The sequence below is a fragment of the Streptomyces sp. F001 genome, from assembly GCF_004187715.1.
Classification (GTDB): domain Bacteria; phylum Actinomycetota; class Actinomycetes; order Streptomycetales; family Streptomycetaceae; genus Streptomyces; species Streptomyces flavusporus.
In genome coordinates, this window is the sequence record NZ_QZWF01000003.1 from 567,698 (window position 1) to 584,314 (window position 16,617).

Genomic DNA, 16,617 nt, shown 5'->3' on the forward strand with positions numbered 1-16,617 from the left:
TTCAGCCCTGCGGCTCCAGGTCCTCTTCCTCGAACACCAGCAGTGTGCGCGTGCTGAGCACCTCCGGGATCGCCTGGAGCCGGGTGAGCACCAGCTCGCGCAGCGCCCGGTTGTCGGAGGTGTGCACCAGGAGCAGCACATCGAAATCGCCCCCGACGAGGGCGATGTGAGAGGCGCCGGGCAACTGTCTGAGCTGCTCGCGCACCGTGCGCCAGGAGTTCTGGACGATCTTCAGGGTGATGTACGCCGACGTCCCCTGGCCGGCCCGTTCATGGTTCACGCGGGCACCGAAGCCACGAATGACGCCGTCCTCGACGAGGCGATTGATCCGCGCGTAGGCGTTCGCGCGCGAGACATGGACCCGTTCGGCGACGGACCGCACCGACGCGCGGCCGTCGGCCTGGAGCATCCGGAGGATGTCCTGATCTATGGCGTCGAGCGGACGCGGCGGCGGCACGGCGGAACCGGCCTCCGGGCCCTCGGCCATTTGTTCAGATGCCATGTCCCCCCGCCTCCCTACCATGGACGTAATGCGTCCATCTCAGGTTGTGGAGAACCGTTTGTCCACAGCCCGTGGGGGCCTGTAGCCAAAATGTGCCGTCGACCGAACAATCGGTAGGTGAGGCGCATCACAGCCGACGCGCCTCTCGTAGCCGCTCCCACGAGGAGGTGCCGTTATGACGGTCATGGAGCAGCGTGGCGCGTATCGGCCGTCGCCGCCGCCCGCCTGGCAGCCCCGTACCGACCCCGCGCCGCTGCTGCCCGACGCGGCTCCGTACCGCGTCCTCGGCACCGAGGCGGCCGCCAAGGCCGACCCCGAGCTGCTGCGCCGGCTGTACACGCAGCTGGTGCGCGGCCGCCGTTACAACGCGCAGGCCACCGCCCTTACCAAGCAGGGCCGCCTCGCCGTCTACCCCTCCAGCACCGGCCAGGAGGCCTGCGAGGTCGCCGCCGCCCTGGCCCTGCAGGACCGCGACTGGCTCTTCCCCAGCTACCGAGACACCCTCGCCGCCGTCGTACGCGGCGTGGACCCCGTCCAGGCTCTCACCCTGCTGCGCGGCGACTGGCACACCGGCTACGACCCCTACGCCCACCGCGTCGCCCCCCTGTGCACCCCGCTCGCCACCCAGCTCCCGCACGCCGTCGGCCTCGCGCACGCCGCCCGCCTCAAGGGCGACGACGTGGTCGCGCTCGCCCTGGTCGGTGACGGCGGCACCAGCGAAGGCGACTTCCACGAGGCGCTGAACTTCGCCGCCGTGTGGCAGGCCCCGGTCGTCTTCCTGGTCCAGAACAACGGCTTCGCGATCTCCGTCCCGCTCGCCAAGCAGACCGCCGCCCCCTCCCTGGCCCACAAGGCCGTCGGGTACGGCATGCCGGGCCGCCTGGTCGACGGCAACGACGCCGCGGCCGTGCACGAGGTCCTCGCCGACGCCGTACGGCACGCGCGCGCGGGGGGTGGTCCGACGCTCGTGGAGGCGGTGACGTACCGCATGGAGGCCCACACGAACGCGGACGACGACAAGCGCTACCGACCCGACTCCGAGGTCGAGGCCTGGCGGGATCATGATCCGATCGCGCTCCTGGAGCGGGAGTTGACCGAGCGCGGCCTCATCGACGAGTCCGGCATCGTCCGCGCGCGCGAGGACGCCGAGGCCCTCGCCGCCGACCTGCGCGCGCGCATGAACCAGGACCCGGTCCTCGACCCCAGGGACCTGTTCGCCCATGTCTACGCCGAACCCACGCCACAACTGCGCGAGCAGCAGGACCAGTTGAACGCGGAGCTCCAGGCCGAGCAGGAAGGGACGCACCGATGACCACGGTCGCCGTGAAGCCCGCCACCATGGCGCAGGCCCTCACGCGCGCGCTCCGCGACGCGATGGCCGCCGACCCGGCCGTGCACGTCATGGGCGAGGACGTCGGCACGCTCGGCGGCGTCTTCCGCGTCACCGACGGGCTGGCCAAGGAGTTCGGCGACGACCGCTGCACGGACACGCCGCTCGCCGAGGCGGGCATCCTCGGGACGGCCGTCGGCATGGCCATGTACGGACTGCGCCCGGTCGTCGAGATGCAGTTCGACGCCTTCGCGTATCCCGCGTTCGAGCAGCTCATCAGCCACGTGTCCCGTATGCGCAATCGCACCCGCGGGACGATGCCGCTGCCGATCACCATCCGTGTGCCGTACGGCGGCGGCATCGGCGGCGTCGAACACCACAGCGACTCCTCCGAGGCGTACTACATGGCGACTCCGGGGCTCCATGTCGTCACGCCCGCGACCGTCGCCGACGCCTACGGGCTGCTGCGGGCCGCCATCGCCTCCGACGACCCGGTCGTCTTCCTGGAACCCAAGCGGCTGTACTGGTCGAAGGACGCCTGGAACCCGGACGACCCGCAGACCGTTGAACCCATTGGCCGCGCGGTGGTGCGGCGCTCCGGCCGGAGCGCCACGCTCATCACGTACGGGCCGTCCGTACCCGTCTGCCTCGAAGCCGCCGAGGCGGCACGGGCCGAAGGGTGGGACCTCGAAGTCGTCGACCTGCGCTCCCTGGTGCCGTTCGACGACGAGACGGTCTGCGCCTCGGTACGGCGGACCGGGCGAGCGGTCGTCGTACACGAGTCGGGCGGGTTCGGTGGGCCGGGCGGGGAGATCGCGGCCCGAGTCACGGAGCGCTGCTTCCACCACCTGGAGGCACCGGTGCTGCGCGTGGCCGGGTTCGACATCCCCTATCCGCCGCCGATGCTGGAGAAGCACCACCTGCCCGGCGTCGACCGGATCCTGGACGCCGTGGCGCGTCTGCAATGGGAGGCCGAGAGCTGATGGCACAGGTGCTGGAGTTCAAGCTCCCCGACCTCGGTGAGGGGCTCACCGAGGCGGAGATCGTGCGCTGGCTGGTGCAGGTCGGCGACGTCGTCGCCGTTGACCAGCCAGTCGTCGAGGTCGAGACGGCCAAGGCGATGGTCGAGGTGCCCTGCCCCTACGGCGGCGTGGTCACGGCCCGCTTCGGCGAGGAGGGCACGGAACTGCCCGTCGGGGCCCCGCTGCTGACGGTCGCGGTGGGCGCGTCGGCCGCCGGCGGTGCGACCGACGGCGAGGGCCTGGGCGAGCGGGCGGCCGGAGGCTTGGGCGAGCGGGATGCCGAGGGCTCGGACGTGGGCTCCGGCAACGTCCTCGTGGGCTATGGCACGGGTGCGCCTCCGGCGCGGCGCCGGAGGGTGCGTCCCGCGTCTGAGACGGCTCCCGCGCGGGCAGGGGCCTCGCGGGAGGCTCCCGCGGCTCAAACGGCTCCATCGGCTCCGAAGTCGCCGGTCAGGCCCGCGGAAGGCCACGCCAACGGTGCAGCCCACCACGACGGCAGCCGCGGTGACGGTCCTGTACCGGTGATCTCACCCCTCGTCCGGCGCCTCGCCCGCGAGAACGGGCTGGACCTGCGGGAGCTGACGGGCTCCGGCCCCGACGGGCTGATCCTGCGGGCGGACGTGGAGTACGCGCTGCGGGCCGCCGCCGCACAGGGACGTACAGCTCAGCCGACCGAGCCGCACGCGCGCGTGTCGGCCGTTCCGGCCGCAGCCACCGAGCCTCACGCCCCTGGCGGCACCCGCGTGCCCCTCAAGGGCGTCCGGGGCGCGGTTGCCGACAAGCTCTCCCGCAGCCGGCGCGAGATACCGGACGCGACCTGCTGGGTGGACGCCGACGCCACGGAGCTGATGCGGGCCCGCACCGCCATGAACGCGGCCGGGGGACCGAAGATCTCCCTGCTCGCCCTGCTGGCCCGGATCTGCACGGCGGCGCTCGCCCGGTTCCCCGAGCTCAACTCCACGGTCGACATGGACGCCCGGGAAGTCGTCCAGCTCGACCATGTGCACCTCGGCTTCGCCGCACAGACCGAGCGGGGGCTCGTCGTGCCCGTCGTACGGGACGCCCACGCGCGCGACGCCGAGGGGCTGACCGCGGAGTTCGCCCGGCTGACCGAGGCGGCCCGGGCCGGGACGCTCACGCCCGCGGAACTCACCGGCGGCACCTTCACACTGAACAACTACGGCGTGTTCGGCGTCGACGGCTCCACACCGATCATCAACCACCCCGAGGCGGCCATGCTCGGCGTCGGCCGTATCGTCCCCAAGCCCTGGGTGCACGAGGGCGAGCTGGCGGTGCGGCAGGTCGTCCAGCTGTCGCTCACCTTCGACCACCGGGTGTGCGACGGCGGCACGGCGGGTGGCTTCCTGCGGTATGTCGCGGACTGTGTGGAACAGCCGGCGGTGCTGCTGCGGACCCTGTGATCGGCCGGTTCGCCCGCGTTCCCTGAGGTCGCGGAGGCACGCATACTCAGGGGGTGACAGAGAACCAGCCGCCCACGAGCCCCGCAGCCGGTGACGCCGACGGTTACGACGCCGTCGTACTCGCCGGCGGTGCCGCGCGGCGGCTCGGCGGTGCGGACAAGCCCGGCGTACGCGTGGGCGGGCGGGCGCTGCTCGACCGGGTACTCGCCGCCTGCGCCGACGCACGGACCACGGTCGTCGTCGCCGATCCCCGTCCGACGGCTCGGCCCGTGACCTGGGCGCGCGAGGAGCCGCCCGGCGGCGGTCCGCTCGCCGCCCTCGCAGCGGGCCTGCAGCACACTGCCGCCGACCGGGTGCTCGTGCTCTCCGCGGACCTGCCCTTCCTCGACGGACGGACCGTGGACCGCCTGCTGTCCACCCTGGACACGGCGGGTGAGGAAGACGAGGACGGGGCCGACGGTGTCGTCCTCACCGACCCCACCGGCCGGGACCAGCCGCTCGTGGCCGCCTACCACGCCCGGCACCTGCACCGGACGCTCGCGTCCCTCGGGACCGAACACGGCGGCCTCACCGGGCTGCCTCTGCGGCTCCTCACCGCCGCACTGAATCTCACGCGTATCTCCGACCCCGTCGCGTCCTTCGACTGCGACACCTGGGACGACATCGCCACCGCCAGGGCACGCATCAGGGAGCATGGTCACGTGCTGGATGAATGGATTTCCGCAGTCAAGGACGAACTGGGCATCGACCTCGAGGTCGACACCGGTGTGCTGCTCGACCTCGCCCGCGACGCCGCCCACGGCGTGGCGCGGCCCGCGGCACCGCTGACCACCTTCCTCGTCGGCTACGCCGCGGCCCGCGCCGGCGGCAGCCCAGAAGCCGTCGCCGAGGCCTCCCGCAAGGCGGCTGCCCTGGCGCAGCGCTGGGCGGAGGAGGACGCCGCCGACGACGACGCGAAGTCCGCCCCGCGACCGACCCCCGCCCGGACGCCGGATGACCGCCCGCGGTATCCGCCACAGCGAGGACGACGAGGATCTCGGCGTCGAGGAGGTACTGGCTCTCGTGAAGGAGGACAGGGACACCGCGGCCGTGCCCTCCCCGCAGGACGGCACCGGAGCGCACGACAGCCCCGCCCCGCTCCGGCACCAGGCCGCCCCGCGCGCAGCGGACGGGCGTCACAAGGCCACCCCATGGCCCGAGGCCCGCGAGACCGCAGCCCGCGCCGCTCGCGCCGGCGTCCGTCGCACTCCCGTCTCCGTGCCCCTCGACGCAGCCCTGGGCCTCGTGCTGGCCGCTCCCCTCACCGCGCTCACCGACCTCCCCTCCTTCGACACCTCCGCGATGGACGGGTGGGCGGTCGCCGGACCCGGCCCTTGGGCGGTACGGGACGAGGGTGTGCTGGCCGGGCACGCGGAGCATGAGCCCCTCGCGGACGGTGAGGCCGTCCGGATCGCCACCGGCGCCCGTATCCCCCTGGACACGACCGCGGTGCTGCGCAGCGAGCACGGCCGCACGGACGACAAGGGCCGACTGCACGCCAGTCGCGAGCTGCCGCACGGTCAGGACATCCGCCCCCGCGGACAGGAGTGCCGTAGCGGCGACCACCTCCTGGCCCCCGGAACCCTCGTGACCCCCGCCGTGCTCGGCCTTGCCGCAGCCGCCGGATACGACACCCTCACCGCCGTTCCCCGCCCCCGCGTCGACGTCCTCGTACTCGGCGACGAACTGCTCACCGAGGGCCGGCCGCACGACGGACTCATCCGGGACGCGCTCGGCCCCATGCTGCCGCCCTGGCTGCGCGCGCTCGGCGCCGAGGTCACCGCGGTGCGCCGACTCGGCGACGACGCCGAAGCCCTGTACCGGGCGATCACCGGAAGTGACGCCGACCTCGTCGTCACCACGGGCGGCACCGCGGCGGGCCCCGTCGACCACGTCCACCCCACCCTGCGCCGCATGGGCGCAGAGCTCCTGGTGAACGGGGTCAAGGTGCGCCCCGGCCACCCCATGCTGCTGGCTCGCACCAAGGAGAACCAGCACCTCGTCGGCCTGCCCGGCAACCCCCTCGCCGCAGTCTCCGGCCTGCTCACGCTCGCCGAGCCCGTCCTGCGGACGCTGGCCGCCCGCCCGGCGCAGGAGCCGTACGCGCTGCCGGTGACGGACGCGGTGCACGGCCATCCGTACGACACCCGGCTCATCCCCGTCGTTCTGCGCGGCGACCGTGCGGTGCCGCTGCACTACAACGGTCCGGCCATGCTGCGCGGGGTCGCGGCCGCCGATGCTCTCGCGGTCGTACCGCCGGGCGGTGCTCGGCCCGGTCAGGAGGTGGAGCTCCTGGATCTGCCATGGGCGGCGGCCGGGATCGGGGTGTGTTTCACGTGAAACGTCGCGCCGGGCCCTACTCGGCCGCCGCGGACACGGGTCGGCTGATGGTGATGACCCGGTCTCCCGGCCGGAGTTGGGCGCGCCGGCCTTCGTCGTAGTCCAGCACCTTCTTGTCGCGTACGACCGCCACGACCAGGTCCGCACACTCGCGGGGCGTTTGGCCCACCTCGTCCTGGGTGACCGCCCGCTCGATGAGGTCCAGCCCGCTGCCGAGGGTCATCAGGTCCTCCAGGGTCCGGGCCACGGGCGGGCTGGCCATGAACGTCCCCAGCAGCCGCCCGGCCGAGCTGGAACTGGTGACGACGGTGTCCGCGCCGCTCTGCTTGAGCAGCGGTACGTTCTCGTCCTCCCGGACGGCGGCGACGATTGTGGCGTGGCGGTTCAGCTGGCGTGCGGTGAGCGTGACCAGAGTGGCCGTCTCGTCGCGCTGCGGGGCGATGATCACGCGGGTGGCGCGGTGGAGCTCCGCCTTCAGCAGGGTCTCGGAGCGCGTGGCGTCGCCGGTGACCGCCACCAGGCCGTCGTCGCCGGCGGCCTCGACCGCCTTGCCCTGCGTGTCCACGATGACGATCCGCTCCTTGCCTACGCCCTGTCCGATCAGCGTCTGCACGGCGTGCCGGCCCTTGGTGCCGTAGCCGATGACCACGACGTGATCCCGGGTGCGGGCCCGCCACCGGTGGATACGGACCTGCTGGCGGGTGCGCTCGGTGAGCACCTCCAGGGTCGTGCCGACCAGGATGATCAGGAACAGCACGCGCAGCGGCGTGATGACGAAGATGTTGGTGAGCCGGGCGGCGTCGCCGACCGGGGTGATGTCGCCGTATCCGGTGGTGGAGAGCGTGACGGTGGCGTAGTACGCGGCGTCCAGCAGGTCGAGGGAGCCGTCGGAGTTGTCGGTGTAGCCCTCACGGTCGACGTAGACGATCAAGATGGTGATGAACAGCACCAGTATGGCCATGAACAGGCGCTTGATGACCTGCTGGAGCGGCGGTACGACACCCTGCACGGGCATCGCGATCGAACGGCCCGCCTCCGCGTCGTCGCGTGCCTCCTTGCGCGAGCGGCTCCAGAGGGACCGCAGGATGGAGCGGGTCACCCTCCGGGAAGATGGCTGCTCGTCGTCCCTCATCGTCTGCCCCCTGCGGCCGTGATCCTGACAGTGGCCCCCATGGTTCCGCACAGCATCCGCAGCAGTCACCGAGCCCCCCGGCCCGACACGCCGCCCGGCCGGGCAGTCTCCGGGGCGCGGTAGCGTCGGGCCCGGTGCCGGACGGGCACCCGACTTCTCTGACACCGCTGGAGGTCTCCCTTGCGCGACCACACCGTCGTCGTCGGTTTTGGCACGAAGGGGCGGGCAGCGATCCAGGCCGTCTGCGCCAAGGGGCTGAAGAAGGAACAGGTCGTCGTGATCGACCCCAGCAGCAAGGCGATCGCCGCCGCGACGGACGAGGGCTACGCCGGCGTGGTCGGGGACGCCACCCGCAGCGATGTGCTGAAACGGGCCGAGGTGCAGCGGGCGGGGCAGATCGTCATCGCGACCGAGCGCGACGACACGGCCGTCCTCGTGGCGCTGACTGCCCGGCAGCTCAACTCGGGCGCGAAGATCGTGGCCGCGGTGCGGGAAGAGGAGAACGCGCCGCTGCTGAAGCAGTCCGGCGCCGACGAGGTCATCACCAGCGCCGGAGCGGCCGGCCGTCTGCTGGGCCTGTCCGTGCTCAGCCCCGCCGCCGGCCTGGTCATGGAGGACCTCATCCGGCAGGGCAGTCGCCTGGACGTCGTCGACCGGCCGGTCACCAAGGCCGAGGTGGGCAGGAGCCCGCGCGACATGGACGACCTGGTGATCAGCGTCGTACGCGGGCACCGGGTCCTGCACTACGACGATCCGGCCGTGGGTGCCCTGGAGCTGACGGACCGGGTGATCACCATCATGCCTCGGGCCGCACCGGACAACCGGCGCGGCCCGAGGATCTGAGCGATGCCTACTTGCGGTTGTACAGCCGCATCGTGATCGGCCCGAAGACGAGCACGAACAGCCCGGCCCAGCCCAGCGACCAGGCGATCTCGTCGGCCGGCCAGTCGCCCCCCATCAGCCCCCGCACCGCCGAGGACAGATGTGTGACCGGGCTGTTGTTGACGAACGCCTGCAGCCAGCCCGGCATCGTGCCCGGGTCGACGAAGACGTTGGACAGGAAGGTGAGCGGGAAGATCACCATCATGCTGACGCCCATGACCGACTTCTCGGTGCGCAGCAGCAGCCCGAACATCGTCCAGATCCACGAGAAAGCGAACGAGAAGACGATCAGCAGCGCGATCCCGGCGATCACCCCGCCGACGCCGTCCGGCCGGTAGCCGAGGATCATGCCGACGGTGAGCATCACCACGGACGCGATGGTGTAGCGCAGCGCATCGCCCAGCAGGTAGCCGACCATCGTCGACGGCCGCCAGATGGGCAGGCTGCGGAACCGGTCGAACACACCCTTCTCGATGTCGGTGTTGACCGAGACACCGGTGTACATCGTGATCATCACGACGGACATCACCAGGATGCCCGGCAGCAGGAACTGGATGTACTCCTCTGGCGAACCGGCCAACGCCCCGCCGAACAGGTACGTGTACATCAGCACCATCATGATCGGGAACGCCGTGACGTCGAACAGCTGCTCCGGCACGTGCTTGATCTTGAGCATCGCCCGCCAGCCGAAGGTCAGCGACGCCGACAGCGCGCTCGAGCGCGGCGGCCGCTCCTTGGCGACGAGCAGCCCGGCCAGCGACTCGGTGCTGACGGGGGCCAGTTCCTTGGCCTCGGTGGTGGTCACGGTACTCATGCGGCTGCCCCGTCCTTCACGTCGTCGTCGGCCTGGTCGTGCACCTTGGTGTCATGTCCGGTGAGGGCGAGGAACACCTCGTCCAGGCTGGGCTGGCCCAGCGAGAAGTTGTCGACGACGATGCCGCCGCGGGCCAGCTCGGCGAGCGCCTGGGCGGCCTGCTCAGCCGCGCCCTGACCGTTCGCCGCACCGGCGCCGACCCGGGCCGTCAGCGCCACGGGATCCGGTTCCAGCTGTACGTCCGCCTGCAGCACCAGCCGCAGCACCCGCGAGGCCTCCGGCCGCTGCTCCGGATCCCGCAGCCGTAGATGTACCGACCCGGCTCCGACCGACGACTTCAACTCGCCCTTCGTCCCCTCGGCGATCACCTTGCCGCGGTCGATGACGGCGATCCGCGAGGCCAGCTGGTCGGCCTCGTCCAGATACTGCGTGGTCAACAGCACGGTCGTGCCCTGGGCGACGACCGCGCGCACGATGTCCCACACCTGGTTGCGGCTGCGCGGGTCCAGACCGGTGGTCGGCTCGTCGAGGAAGAGCAGGTCGGGCGTGTTCAGGATGGACGCGGCGATGTCGATACGACGCCGCATGCCGCCGGAGTAGTTCTTGACCTGCTTGCCGGCCGCGTCCGTCAGTCCGAAGGCCTCCAGCAGCTGGGCGGCGCGCTCACGTGCGGCCTTCTTGCCGTGGCCGAGGAGCCGGCCGAGCAGGACCAGGTTCTCCGCGCCGGTCAGGTCCTCGTCGACGGACGCGTACTGACCGGTCAGGCTGACCCGGCTGCGCACCTCGTCCGCCTCCCGGACGACATCGTGCCCGAAGACATGCGCTTCTCCGCCGTCCGGCCTGAGCAGGGTGGCGAGCATCTTCACGGTGGTCGTCTTGCCGGCGCCGTTCGGACCGAGAACGCCGTACACCGTGCCGGTGGGCACGGCCAGGTCGACGCCGTCGACGGCCCTGGTCTCGCCGAACGTCTTCACCAAGCCCGCTGTCTCAACGGCCAGACCGGGCGTCTGCTGGCTCATATGGGGGTGTCCTTCCGCGTACTCCGGTTACGCATGGGAGACCTCCACGGTCGCGCAAACTCATCGGTCGCGCACAGGGATTTCTCATGGGTTCGGCCCAGCGACGGAGGGGGGTTCGGCCGGACGACTGAGAAGACTCGGTCCGGCGGCTGAGGAGACTCGGTCCGGCGACGGGGAAGGTTCGGTCCAGTAGCGTCCCCCTCATGCATGCGATCACGATTCCCGAACCTGGTGGGCCCGAGGCGCTGGTGTGGGGCGAGGTCCCGGATCCGGTGCCCGCTGAGGGCGAGGTCCTGGTCGAGGTGGCGGCCAGCGCCGTCAACCGGGCCGACATCCTGCAACGGCAGGGCTTCTACAATCCGCCGCCCGGTGCGTCCCCCTACCCCGGCCTGGAGTGCTCCGGGCGCATTGCCGCACTCGGAGCGGGCGTCGCCGGGTGGGCCGTCGGCGACGAGGTCTGCGCGCTGCTCTCCGGAGGCGGCTACGCCGAGAAGGTCGCCGTCCCGGCCGGCCAGCTGCTGCCCGTTCCCGCAGGTGTGGGCCTGCAGCAGGCCGCAGCGCTGCCCGAGGTGACCTGCACGGTCTGGTCGAACGTCTTCATGGTCTCCCACCTCCGCCCCGGCGAGACCCTCCTCGTGCACGGCGGGTCCAGCGGCATCGGCACCATGGCGATCCAGCTCGCCAAGGCCGTCGGCGTCAAGGTCGCCGTCACGGCCGGAACCGGGGAGAAGCTGGAGCGCTGTGCCGAGCTGGGCGCCGACATCCTGATCAACTACCGGGACCAGGACTTCGTCGAGGAGGTCAGGAAGGCCACCGACGGCGCCGGGGCCGACGTCATCCTCGACAACATGGGCGCCAAGTACCTGGACCGCAACGTCCGCACCCTCGCCGTCAACGGCCGGCTCGCGATCATCGGCCTGCAGGGCGGCGTCAAGGGCGAGCTGAACATCGGCGCGCTCCTGAACAAGCGGGCTGCGATCAGCGCGACCTCGCTGCGCGCCCGCCCGCTCGACGAGAAGGCGGCGATCGTCGCGGCCGTACGCGAGCACGTCTGGCCCCTGCTCGCGGCCGGCCACGTCCGCCCGGTCGTCGACCGCGAACTCCCGATGCGTGAGGCCTCTGCGGCCCACCGTCTGGTGGAGGAGAGCGGCCACGTCGGAAAGGTCCTGCTCACCACGTCCTGATCGTCAGCCCTGGCTCCGGCGCACCCGAAGGGCGACGAAGGCGAGCCCGAGCCCGAGTCCGATCAGCACCAGACCGCTGCCCAGCGGCAGGATCTTCAGCACCGGTTCGCCGGTGGCCTCGGACTCCGCGACGGCCTGCCGCACCGGTTCTTCCTGCCCCGGCGGCGCGGTGGGCGCGGGCTCGTCGGACGCCGGCGGTGATGCGGATACGTCGTCGGCGCCGTCCCCTGTCGGCGGTGCCGTCGCGGCTCCGGTCGCTGCCGGCTCCTGCCGCCCCGGCCGCGCCCGCCCCTCACCGCCCGGCTCCCGGCCCGCGTCGGCTCACCGGCGGATGCGGAGCCGGGGGGGTGCCGCTCGGCGAGGGCGGTTTCGCGTCGTACGTCGATACGGCCCCGTACGTCGATACGGCCCCGCACGTCGAAACGCTGCCGTACGACGAAACGGCCCCGCACGAGACCACGGCCACCCCCACCCCCATCCCAACCCCCACAGACACCCCCGTCGCACGCCATATGCGCAGCCATGGAGTCACGTCGGTGACCCCCTCCCGGAGCCAGGTTCGTCACAATCGGAACGATCAACGGAACAAGCCTCACATTCGCCATCGATCCCGGCATTCCGGATGCCTCCGAGTGGTGGTAAGTCGGTGGATCACCCACCACAGGGGGCACCGCGATGATGAGGTGTACCGGTGCGAGAGAATGGCGGCATGGAGATGCCGAGGAACGACAGGTCGCCGGAGAACGCCCAGAAGATCCTGGTCGTGGGCCAGGACGGTATGGCTCTCGGCGGCACGGACGAGGACTCCCACGAGATCCCGGTGACCGAGCAGGTCGAGCAGCCGGCCAAGGTCATGCGGATCGGCAGCATGATCAAGCAGCTGCTCGAGGAGGTGCGTGCTGCTCCTCTGGACGAGGCCAGCCGGGTCCGGCTCAAGGAGATCCACGCCAGCTCGGTGAAGGAGCTGGAGGACGGCCTGGCACCGGAGCTCGTCGAGGAACTGGAGCGGCTCTCCCTGCCGTTCACGGACGAGGCGACCCCCAGCGACGCAGAACTGCGGATCGCGCAGGCCCAGTTGGTCGGTTGGCTGGAAGGCCTCTTCCACGGGATCCAGACGACGCTGTTCGCCCAGCAGATGGCCGCGCGTGCCCAGCTGGAGCAGATGCGCCGCGCCCTCCCGCCGGGCGTCGCCCACGAGGGCAACGACGACCCGCGCGCGGGTGGCCGCTCGGGCGGGCCCTACCTGTAGGCCCGCCGGGTCCGGCAGACAGCCCCACAGCCGAAAGGCCCGGCACGTGCCGGGCCTTTTCCTTCAAGCGCCTTCAAGCGCCTTGAGTACCCGTCCCGTCAGGCCGACGGCGGGTTGCCCGTCGAGACCTTGAGGGTGATCTCGGGCATGTCCTCGGGGTCGACGTCCGTGCCGGCCGGCGGGAACTGCTCCCTGACCGAGCCTTCGCCGTACGTGTTCTCGTCGACCTTCACTTCCTTCACCTGCCAGCCGGCGGCCTGGAGGCACTCCTTGACCGACTTGATGTACTTGAAGGTGAAGTCCGGAACCTGGATCTTCTCGGGGTCGTTGTACGACTCCTCCGGTTCCGTGCACTCCTCCTTGTCGATGGTCTTCGACGTGTCCGGCCCGCGGTAGCCCGCCGCCTTGGTGGCCGAGGCGGACGCGCTGGCGTCGCCGCCCCCGCCCTCGTTGCTGCTGTCGCCGCCGTTCAGCGTCAGTGCCGCGATCAGGCCGCCGACCGCGATCACCGCGACGATGATCGAGCCGATGATCACTGGCTTGTTGCTCTTGCCTCCGCCCGAAGTCGCCTGGGGCTGCGGCGTGATGTTGTACGGCGGCGGCGTGGACGGGGCCGGCTGCGGCGAGTACGCGGACGGGTTCGGCGTCTGGTAGCCGCCCTGCTGCGGATAGCCGTACGCCGGGGAAGGCGTCGGAGTGCCGTACGGGTTCGGAGTCGGCGTCGGCTGGTACGGCGTCTGGACGCCCCCCGTGGGCGCCGGGGTGGACTGGTCTACCGGCGGGAACACCGCGGAGCCGACGCCCGCACCGCTCTGCGTCTGGGTGCCCGGCACGATGCTCGGCGGGGTCGCCTGGAAGGACGCGGCCACGCGCAGGCACTCGTCGCGCATGGACGCGGCGGTCGGGAAGCGCTCGTTCGGGTTCTTCTTCAGCGCGCGGGTGACCAGCGCGTCGACGGCCGGCGGCAGGGAACGGTTGATCGAGGAGGGCGCGACCGGCTCCTCCTGCACGTGCGCGTACGCGATGGCCAGCGGTGAGTCCGCGTCGAACGGCAGCCGCCCGGTGACCAGTTGGAACAGCATGATGCCGACCGAGTACAGGTCGGACCGGGCATCCACCCCGCGGCCCAGTGCCTGTTCCGGCGAGAGGTACTGCGGGGTGCCGACGACCATGCCGGTCTGTGTCATCGAGGTCACGCCGGACTGCATGGCACGGGCGATGCCGAAGTCCATGACCTTGACGACGCCGCGCTTGGTCATCATCACGTTGCCCGGCTTGATGTCCCGGTGGACCAGGCCCATCTCGTGGCTGATCTCCAGCGCCGCGAGCACGTCCGCGGTGATCTTCAGAGCCTTGTCGGCGGGCATCGCGCCGTACTGCCGTACGTCCTCGTCGAGGACCGACCCCAGCGGGCGGCCCTCGACGTACTCCATGACGATGTACGGCGTTGTCATGGAGTCGAGCTCGTCCTCGCCGGTGTCGAAGACCGAGACGATGTTTGTGTGCGTGAGCTTCGCCACCGCCTGCGCCTCGCGGCGGAAGCGCTCGCGGAAGGCCTGTTCGCGGCCCAGTTCGGTGTGCAGCGTCTTGATCGCGACCTGGCGGTCGAGCACCGAGTCGTATGCGAGGTGCACCGAGGCCATGCCGCCCTGGCCGAGCAGATCACGCAGTTGATAGCGGCCGCCGGCGAGCGCCCGTCCCACGTACCGGCCCTGTGCGCCGTCCTGGCTCATCTTTCTGCGTCCCCCATAGGCGCCGCGGCAGCGGTGCCGCTGTGCTCCCGCGTTGATCGAATGTCGTTGATCGAATGTGTTATTCCCGGCCAAGTCTGCCCCAGGGCACTGACACGTCAAGCTCGGTGCCCGTTCCGTGACCGTACGCGAAAGAAGCGTCGCGGAAGCGTTACAGCGGCCGTACGGCCGGTACACAGGATTTGCATGACACCACGGCGCGAGGGTTTCATGACCGGTTCGACGGGCGGTCCGTCCCGGGCCGGTCCCGGTATCCATCTGGGACCGGCGGCTTGCGCGGAGGCTGTAGCGTGGCCGACGGAGACCGTAACAACACCGCGCGCACCGCGGGCAGAAACGACGGCGAGGACTGATGGCACAGCAGCAGCGCGCTCAGGGCCCGTCCGACCCCGAGGCGACTGGCGGCGGGATGTCAGATGCGCCGGAAATGTGGGGTAACGGAGGGCTCGTCGGGGACGGCCGGTATCGGCTGACCCGCAGACTCGGCCGGGGCGGCATGGCCGAGGTGTTCGCGGCCGAGGACGTGCGCCTCGGGCGCACCGTGGCGGTCAAGCTGCTGCGCTCCGATCTCGCCGAGGACCCGGTGTCCAAGGCCCGCTTCACGCGCGAGGCCCAGTCCGTGGCGGGCCTCAACCACCACGCGATCGTCGCCGTGTACGACTCCGGCGAGGACTTCGTGGGCGGCCAGTCGGTGCCGTACATCGTGATGGAGCTGGTCGAGGGCCGTACCATCCGCGATCTGCTGCTCAACGCCGAGGCGCCCGGCCCGGAGCAGGCTCTGATCATCGTCTCCGGTGTCCTTGAGGCGCTCGCCTACTCGCACCAGCACGGCATCGTGCACCGCGACATCAAGCCGGCGAACGTCATCATCACCCACAACGGCGCCGTCAAGGTGATGGACTTCGGCATCGCGCGCGCGTTGCACGGCGCGTCCACAACCATGACGCAGACCGGCATGGTCATGGGCACCCCGCAGTACCTCTCCCCGGAGCAGGCCCTCGGCAAGGCCGTCGACCACCGCTCCGACCTGTATGCGACCGGCTGTCTGCTGTACGAACTCCTCGCGCTGCGCCCGCCGTTCGTCGGCGAGACCCCGCTGTCGGTGGTCTACCAGCACGTTCAGGACATCCCGACGCCGCCGTCCGAGGCCTCCGACGTCTCGCCGCCGGAGCTCGACGGCCTCGTCATGCGCTCGCTCGCCAAGGACCCCGACGACCGCTTCCAGACCGCCGAGGAGATGCGCGGGCTGGTCCAGTACGGCCTGCAGATGCTGTACGACCAGGGCGGCCACACCGGCACCTGGAACACCGGACCGGTGAACCTGCACGAGGGCGGTCAGACCCCGGCGAGGGGCATGGCGGGCACGACCGTGCTGCCGCACTCGGCCGAGGGCACCACGCAGATCCCGCAGCCGATCCTGCCGCCCTACGGCGGTGGCGACGACGGCGGTTTCGAGGGGCACGGCAACAAGGGCAGTGGCCGCGGCAAGCTGTGGATTCTCGCCGCCCTCGCCGTGATCGCCGTCGTGGCCGGTGTCGCGCTGGCGCTGCAGAACACCGGCGGTGGGAAGGGCGGTGGCGGCACCACGCAGTCGCCGACCACCTCGCAGACCACCGAGGAGGACAAGACCAGCAAGTCGCCGAGCGAGGACGAGTCCGACCAGCCCACGGACACCTCGACGGAGGAGGACACGGGCACGGGCGGCGACTGGGACTACACACCGGAACCCACGCCTTCGTACACGCCGTCCGCTACCCCGAGTGGTGAGCCGTCGGAGACCCAGCCGACGGACACCGAGCCGACGGACACGGAACCGACGGACACCGAGCCGACGGACACCGAGCCGACGGACGTGGAGCCGACGGACGTGGAGCCGACGGACAACACCGCGGGCACCGTCAACGGCGGCACCGAGGGCGGCGGCCTCTGAGC

The 16,617-nt window shown here is 71.2% G+C and carries 13 protein-coding genes and 2 pseudogenes; 9 read left to right on the top strand and 6 right to left on the bottom strand.

Annotated features, from left to right (window positions below):
• Nucleotide 1: 1 nt before the first annotated feature.
• Nucleotides 2–487, bottom strand: a complete 486-nt coding sequence (locus StrepF001_RS15915) for an Lrp/AsnC family transcriptional regulator (protein ID WP_129799121.1) — start codon at nt 485–487, stop codon at nt 2–4.
• 190 nt (nt 488–677) lie between these two features.
• Between StrepF001_RS15915 and pdhA the strand changes: the two genes are divergently transcribed.
• The 5 genes and pseudogenes from pdhA to StrepF001_RS15940 all read left to right on the top strand — a co-directional run bounded on the left by pdhA (nt 678) and on the right by StrepF001_RS15940 (nt 6,654).
• Nucleotides 678–1,814, top strand: coding sequence for a pyruvate dehydrogenase (acetyl-transferring) E1 component subunit alpha (gene pdhA / locus StrepF001_RS15920; protein WP_129798889.1), 1,137 nt, complete (start codon nt 678–680; stop codon nt 1,812–1,814).
• Entirely contained in the window at nt 1,811–2,815 is a 1,005-nt protein-coding gene (locus StrepF001_RS15925; protein WP_129798890.1) for an alpha-ketoacid dehydrogenase subunit beta, read from the top strand. Before pdhA ends, StrepF001_RS15925 begins: the two co-directional genes overlap by 4 nt.
• Nucleotides 2,815–4,275 carry a dihydrolipoamide acetyltransferase family protein gene (locus tag StrepF001_RS15930; RefSeq protein ID WP_129798891.1) on the top strand — a complete coding sequence of 487 codons (1,461 nt, stop codon included), beginning with the start codon at nt 2,815–2,817 and terminating at the stop codon, nt 4,273–4,275. The genes StrepF001_RS15925 and StrepF001_RS15930 overlap by 1 nt, the downstream gene beginning before the upstream one ends.
• 53 nt (nt 4,276–4,328) lie before the next feature.
• Nucleotides 4,329–5,213 (top strand): annotated as a pseudogene (locus tag StrepF001_RS47920) (NTP transferase domain-containing protein); the annotation flags it as partial.
• 55 nt (nt 5,214–5,268) lie between these two features.
• Nucleotides 5,269–6,654 carry a molybdopterin molybdotransferase MoeA gene (locus StrepF001_RS15940; protein WP_129798892.1) on the top strand — a complete coding sequence of 462 codons (1,386 nt, stop codon included), beginning with the start codon at nt 5,269–5,271 and terminating at the stop codon, nt 6,652–6,654.
• A 16-nt stretch (nt 6,655–6,670) separates the two neighbouring features.
• On the opposite strand, the gene StrepF001_RS15945 is transcribed toward StrepF001_RS15940, so the two are convergent.
• Nucleotides 6,671–7,786: a potassium channel family protein gene (locus tag StrepF001_RS15945; RefSeq protein WP_206306866.1), complete on the bottom strand. Its 1,116-nt coding sequence runs from the start codon at nt 7,784–7,786 to the stop codon at nt 6,671–6,673.
• 150 nt (nt 7,787–7,936) lie between these two features.
• Here StrepF001_RS15945 and StrepF001_RS15950 point away from each other — a divergent pair.
• Nucleotides 7,937–8,629 (top strand): annotated as a pseudogene (locus tag StrepF001_RS15950) (NAD(P)-binding protein); the annotation flags it as partial.
• A 7-nt stretch (nt 8,630–8,636) separates the two neighbouring features.
• Here the strand turns inward: StrepF001_RS15950 and StrepF001_RS15955 are convergent.
• Complete coding sequence (locus StrepF001_RS15955) at nt 8,637–9,482, bottom strand: ABC transporter permease (protein ID WP_129798894.1); 846 nt, start codon at nt 9,480–9,482, stop codon at nt 8,637–8,639.
• A complete protein-coding gene (locus tag StrepF001_RS15960; RefSeq protein ID WP_129798895.1) occupies nt 9,479–10,501 on the bottom strand; it encodes an ATP-binding cassette domain-containing protein in 1,023 nt (340 codons plus the stop codon). Before StrepF001_RS15960 ends, StrepF001_RS15955 begins: the two co-directional genes overlap by 4 nt.
• A gap of 203 nt (nt 10,502–10,704) precedes the next feature.
• On the opposite strand from StrepF001_RS15960, the gene StrepF001_RS15965 reads away from it, so the two are divergent.
• Complete coding sequence (locus StrepF001_RS15965) at nt 10,705–11,685, top strand: NAD(P)H-quinone oxidoreductase (protein ID WP_129798896.1); 981 nt, start codon at nt 10,705–10,707, stop codon at nt 11,683–11,685.
• Nucleotides 11,686–11,688: 3 nt separating this feature from the next.
• Here StrepF001_RS15965 and StrepF001_RS45630 read toward each other — a convergent pair whose 3' ends face one another.
• Complete coding sequence (locus StrepF001_RS45630) at nt 11,689–11,829, bottom strand: hypothetical protein (RefSeq protein ID WP_165396256.1); 141 nt, start codon at nt 11,827–11,829, stop codon at nt 11,689–11,691.
• A 565-nt stretch (nt 11,830–12,394) separates the two neighbouring features.
• On the opposite strand from StrepF001_RS45630, the gene StrepF001_RS15970 reads away from it, so the two are divergent.
• Nucleotides 12,395–12,934 (top strand): bacterial proteasome activator family protein, encoded by a 540-nt coding sequence (locus tag StrepF001_RS15970; RefSeq protein ID WP_129798897.1) that lies wholly within the window; start codon nt 12,395–12,397, stop codon nt 12,932–12,934.
• Nucleotides 12,935–13,032: 98 nt separating this feature from the next.
• Here the strand turns inward: StrepF001_RS15970 and StrepF001_RS15975 are convergent, their stop codons facing one another.
• On the bottom strand, nt 13,033–14,667 hold the full coding sequence (locus StrepF001_RS15975; protein ID WP_129798898.1) for a protein kinase: 1,635 nt from the start codon (nt 14,665–14,667) through the stop codon (nt 13,033–13,035).
• 370 nt (nt 14,668–15,037) lie between these two features.
• Between StrepF001_RS15975 and StrepF001_RS15980 the strand changes: the two genes are divergently transcribed.
• The gene (locus StrepF001_RS15980) at nt 15,038–16,615 is read left to right on the top strand and encodes a protein kinase (protein ID WP_129798899.1); all 1,578 of its coding nucleotides are present in this window, start codon (nt 15,038–15,040) and stop codon (nt 16,613–16,615) included.
• Nucleotides 16,616–16,617: the final 2 nt, after the last annotated feature.

What these genes read in the sequence shown, in the direction of transcription:
- StrepF001_RS15915 (WP_129799121.1), bottom strand. Translation starts at nt 487, where the DNA reads ATGGCCGAGGGCCCGGAGGCCGGTTCCGCCGTGCCGCCGCCGCGTCCG.
- pdhA (WP_129798889.1), top strand. Translation starts at nt 678, where the DNA reads ATGACGGTCATGGAGCAGCGTGGCGCGTATCGGCCGTCGCCGCCGCCC.
- StrepF001_RS15925 (WP_129798890.1), top strand. Translation starts at nt 1,811, where the DNA reads ATGACCACGGTCGCCGTGAAGCCCGCCACCATGGCGCAGGCCCTCACG.
- StrepF001_RS15930 (WP_129798891.1), top strand. Translation starts at nt 2,815, where the DNA reads ATGGCACAGGTGCTGGAGTTCAAGCTCCCCGACCTCGGTGAGGGGCTC.
- StrepF001_RS15940 (WP_129798892.1), top strand. Translation starts at nt 5,269, where the DNA reads ATGACCGCCCGCGGTATCCGCCACAGCGAGGACGACGAGGATCTCGGC.
- StrepF001_RS15945 (WP_206306866.1), bottom strand. Translation starts at nt 7,786, where the DNA reads ATGAGGGACGACGAGCAGCCATCTTCCCGGAGGGTGACCCGCTCCATC.
- StrepF001_RS15955 (WP_129798894.1), bottom strand. Translation starts at nt 9,482, where the DNA reads ATGAGTACCGTGACCACCACCGAGGCCAAGGAACTGGCCCCCGTCAGC.
- StrepF001_RS15960 (WP_129798895.1), bottom strand. Translation starts at nt 10,501, where the DNA reads ATGAGCCAGCAGACGCCCGGTCTGGCCGTTGAGACAGCGGGCTTGGTG.
- StrepF001_RS15965 (WP_129798896.1), top strand. Translation starts at nt 10,705, where the DNA reads ATGCATGCGATCACGATTCCCGAACCTGGTGGGCCCGAGGCGCTGGTG.
- StrepF001_RS15970 (WP_129798897.1), top strand. Translation starts at nt 12,395, where the DNA reads ATGGAGATGCCGAGGAACGACAGGTCGCCGGAGAACGCCCAGAAGATC.
- StrepF001_RS15975 (WP_129798898.1), bottom strand. Translation starts at nt 14,667, where the DNA reads ATGAGCCAGGACGGCGCACAGGGCCGGTACGTGGGACGGGCGCTCGCC.
- StrepF001_RS15980 (WP_129798899.1), top strand. Translation starts at nt 15,038, where the DNA reads ATGGCACAGCAGCAGCGCGCTCAGGGCCCGTCCGACCCCGAGGCGACT.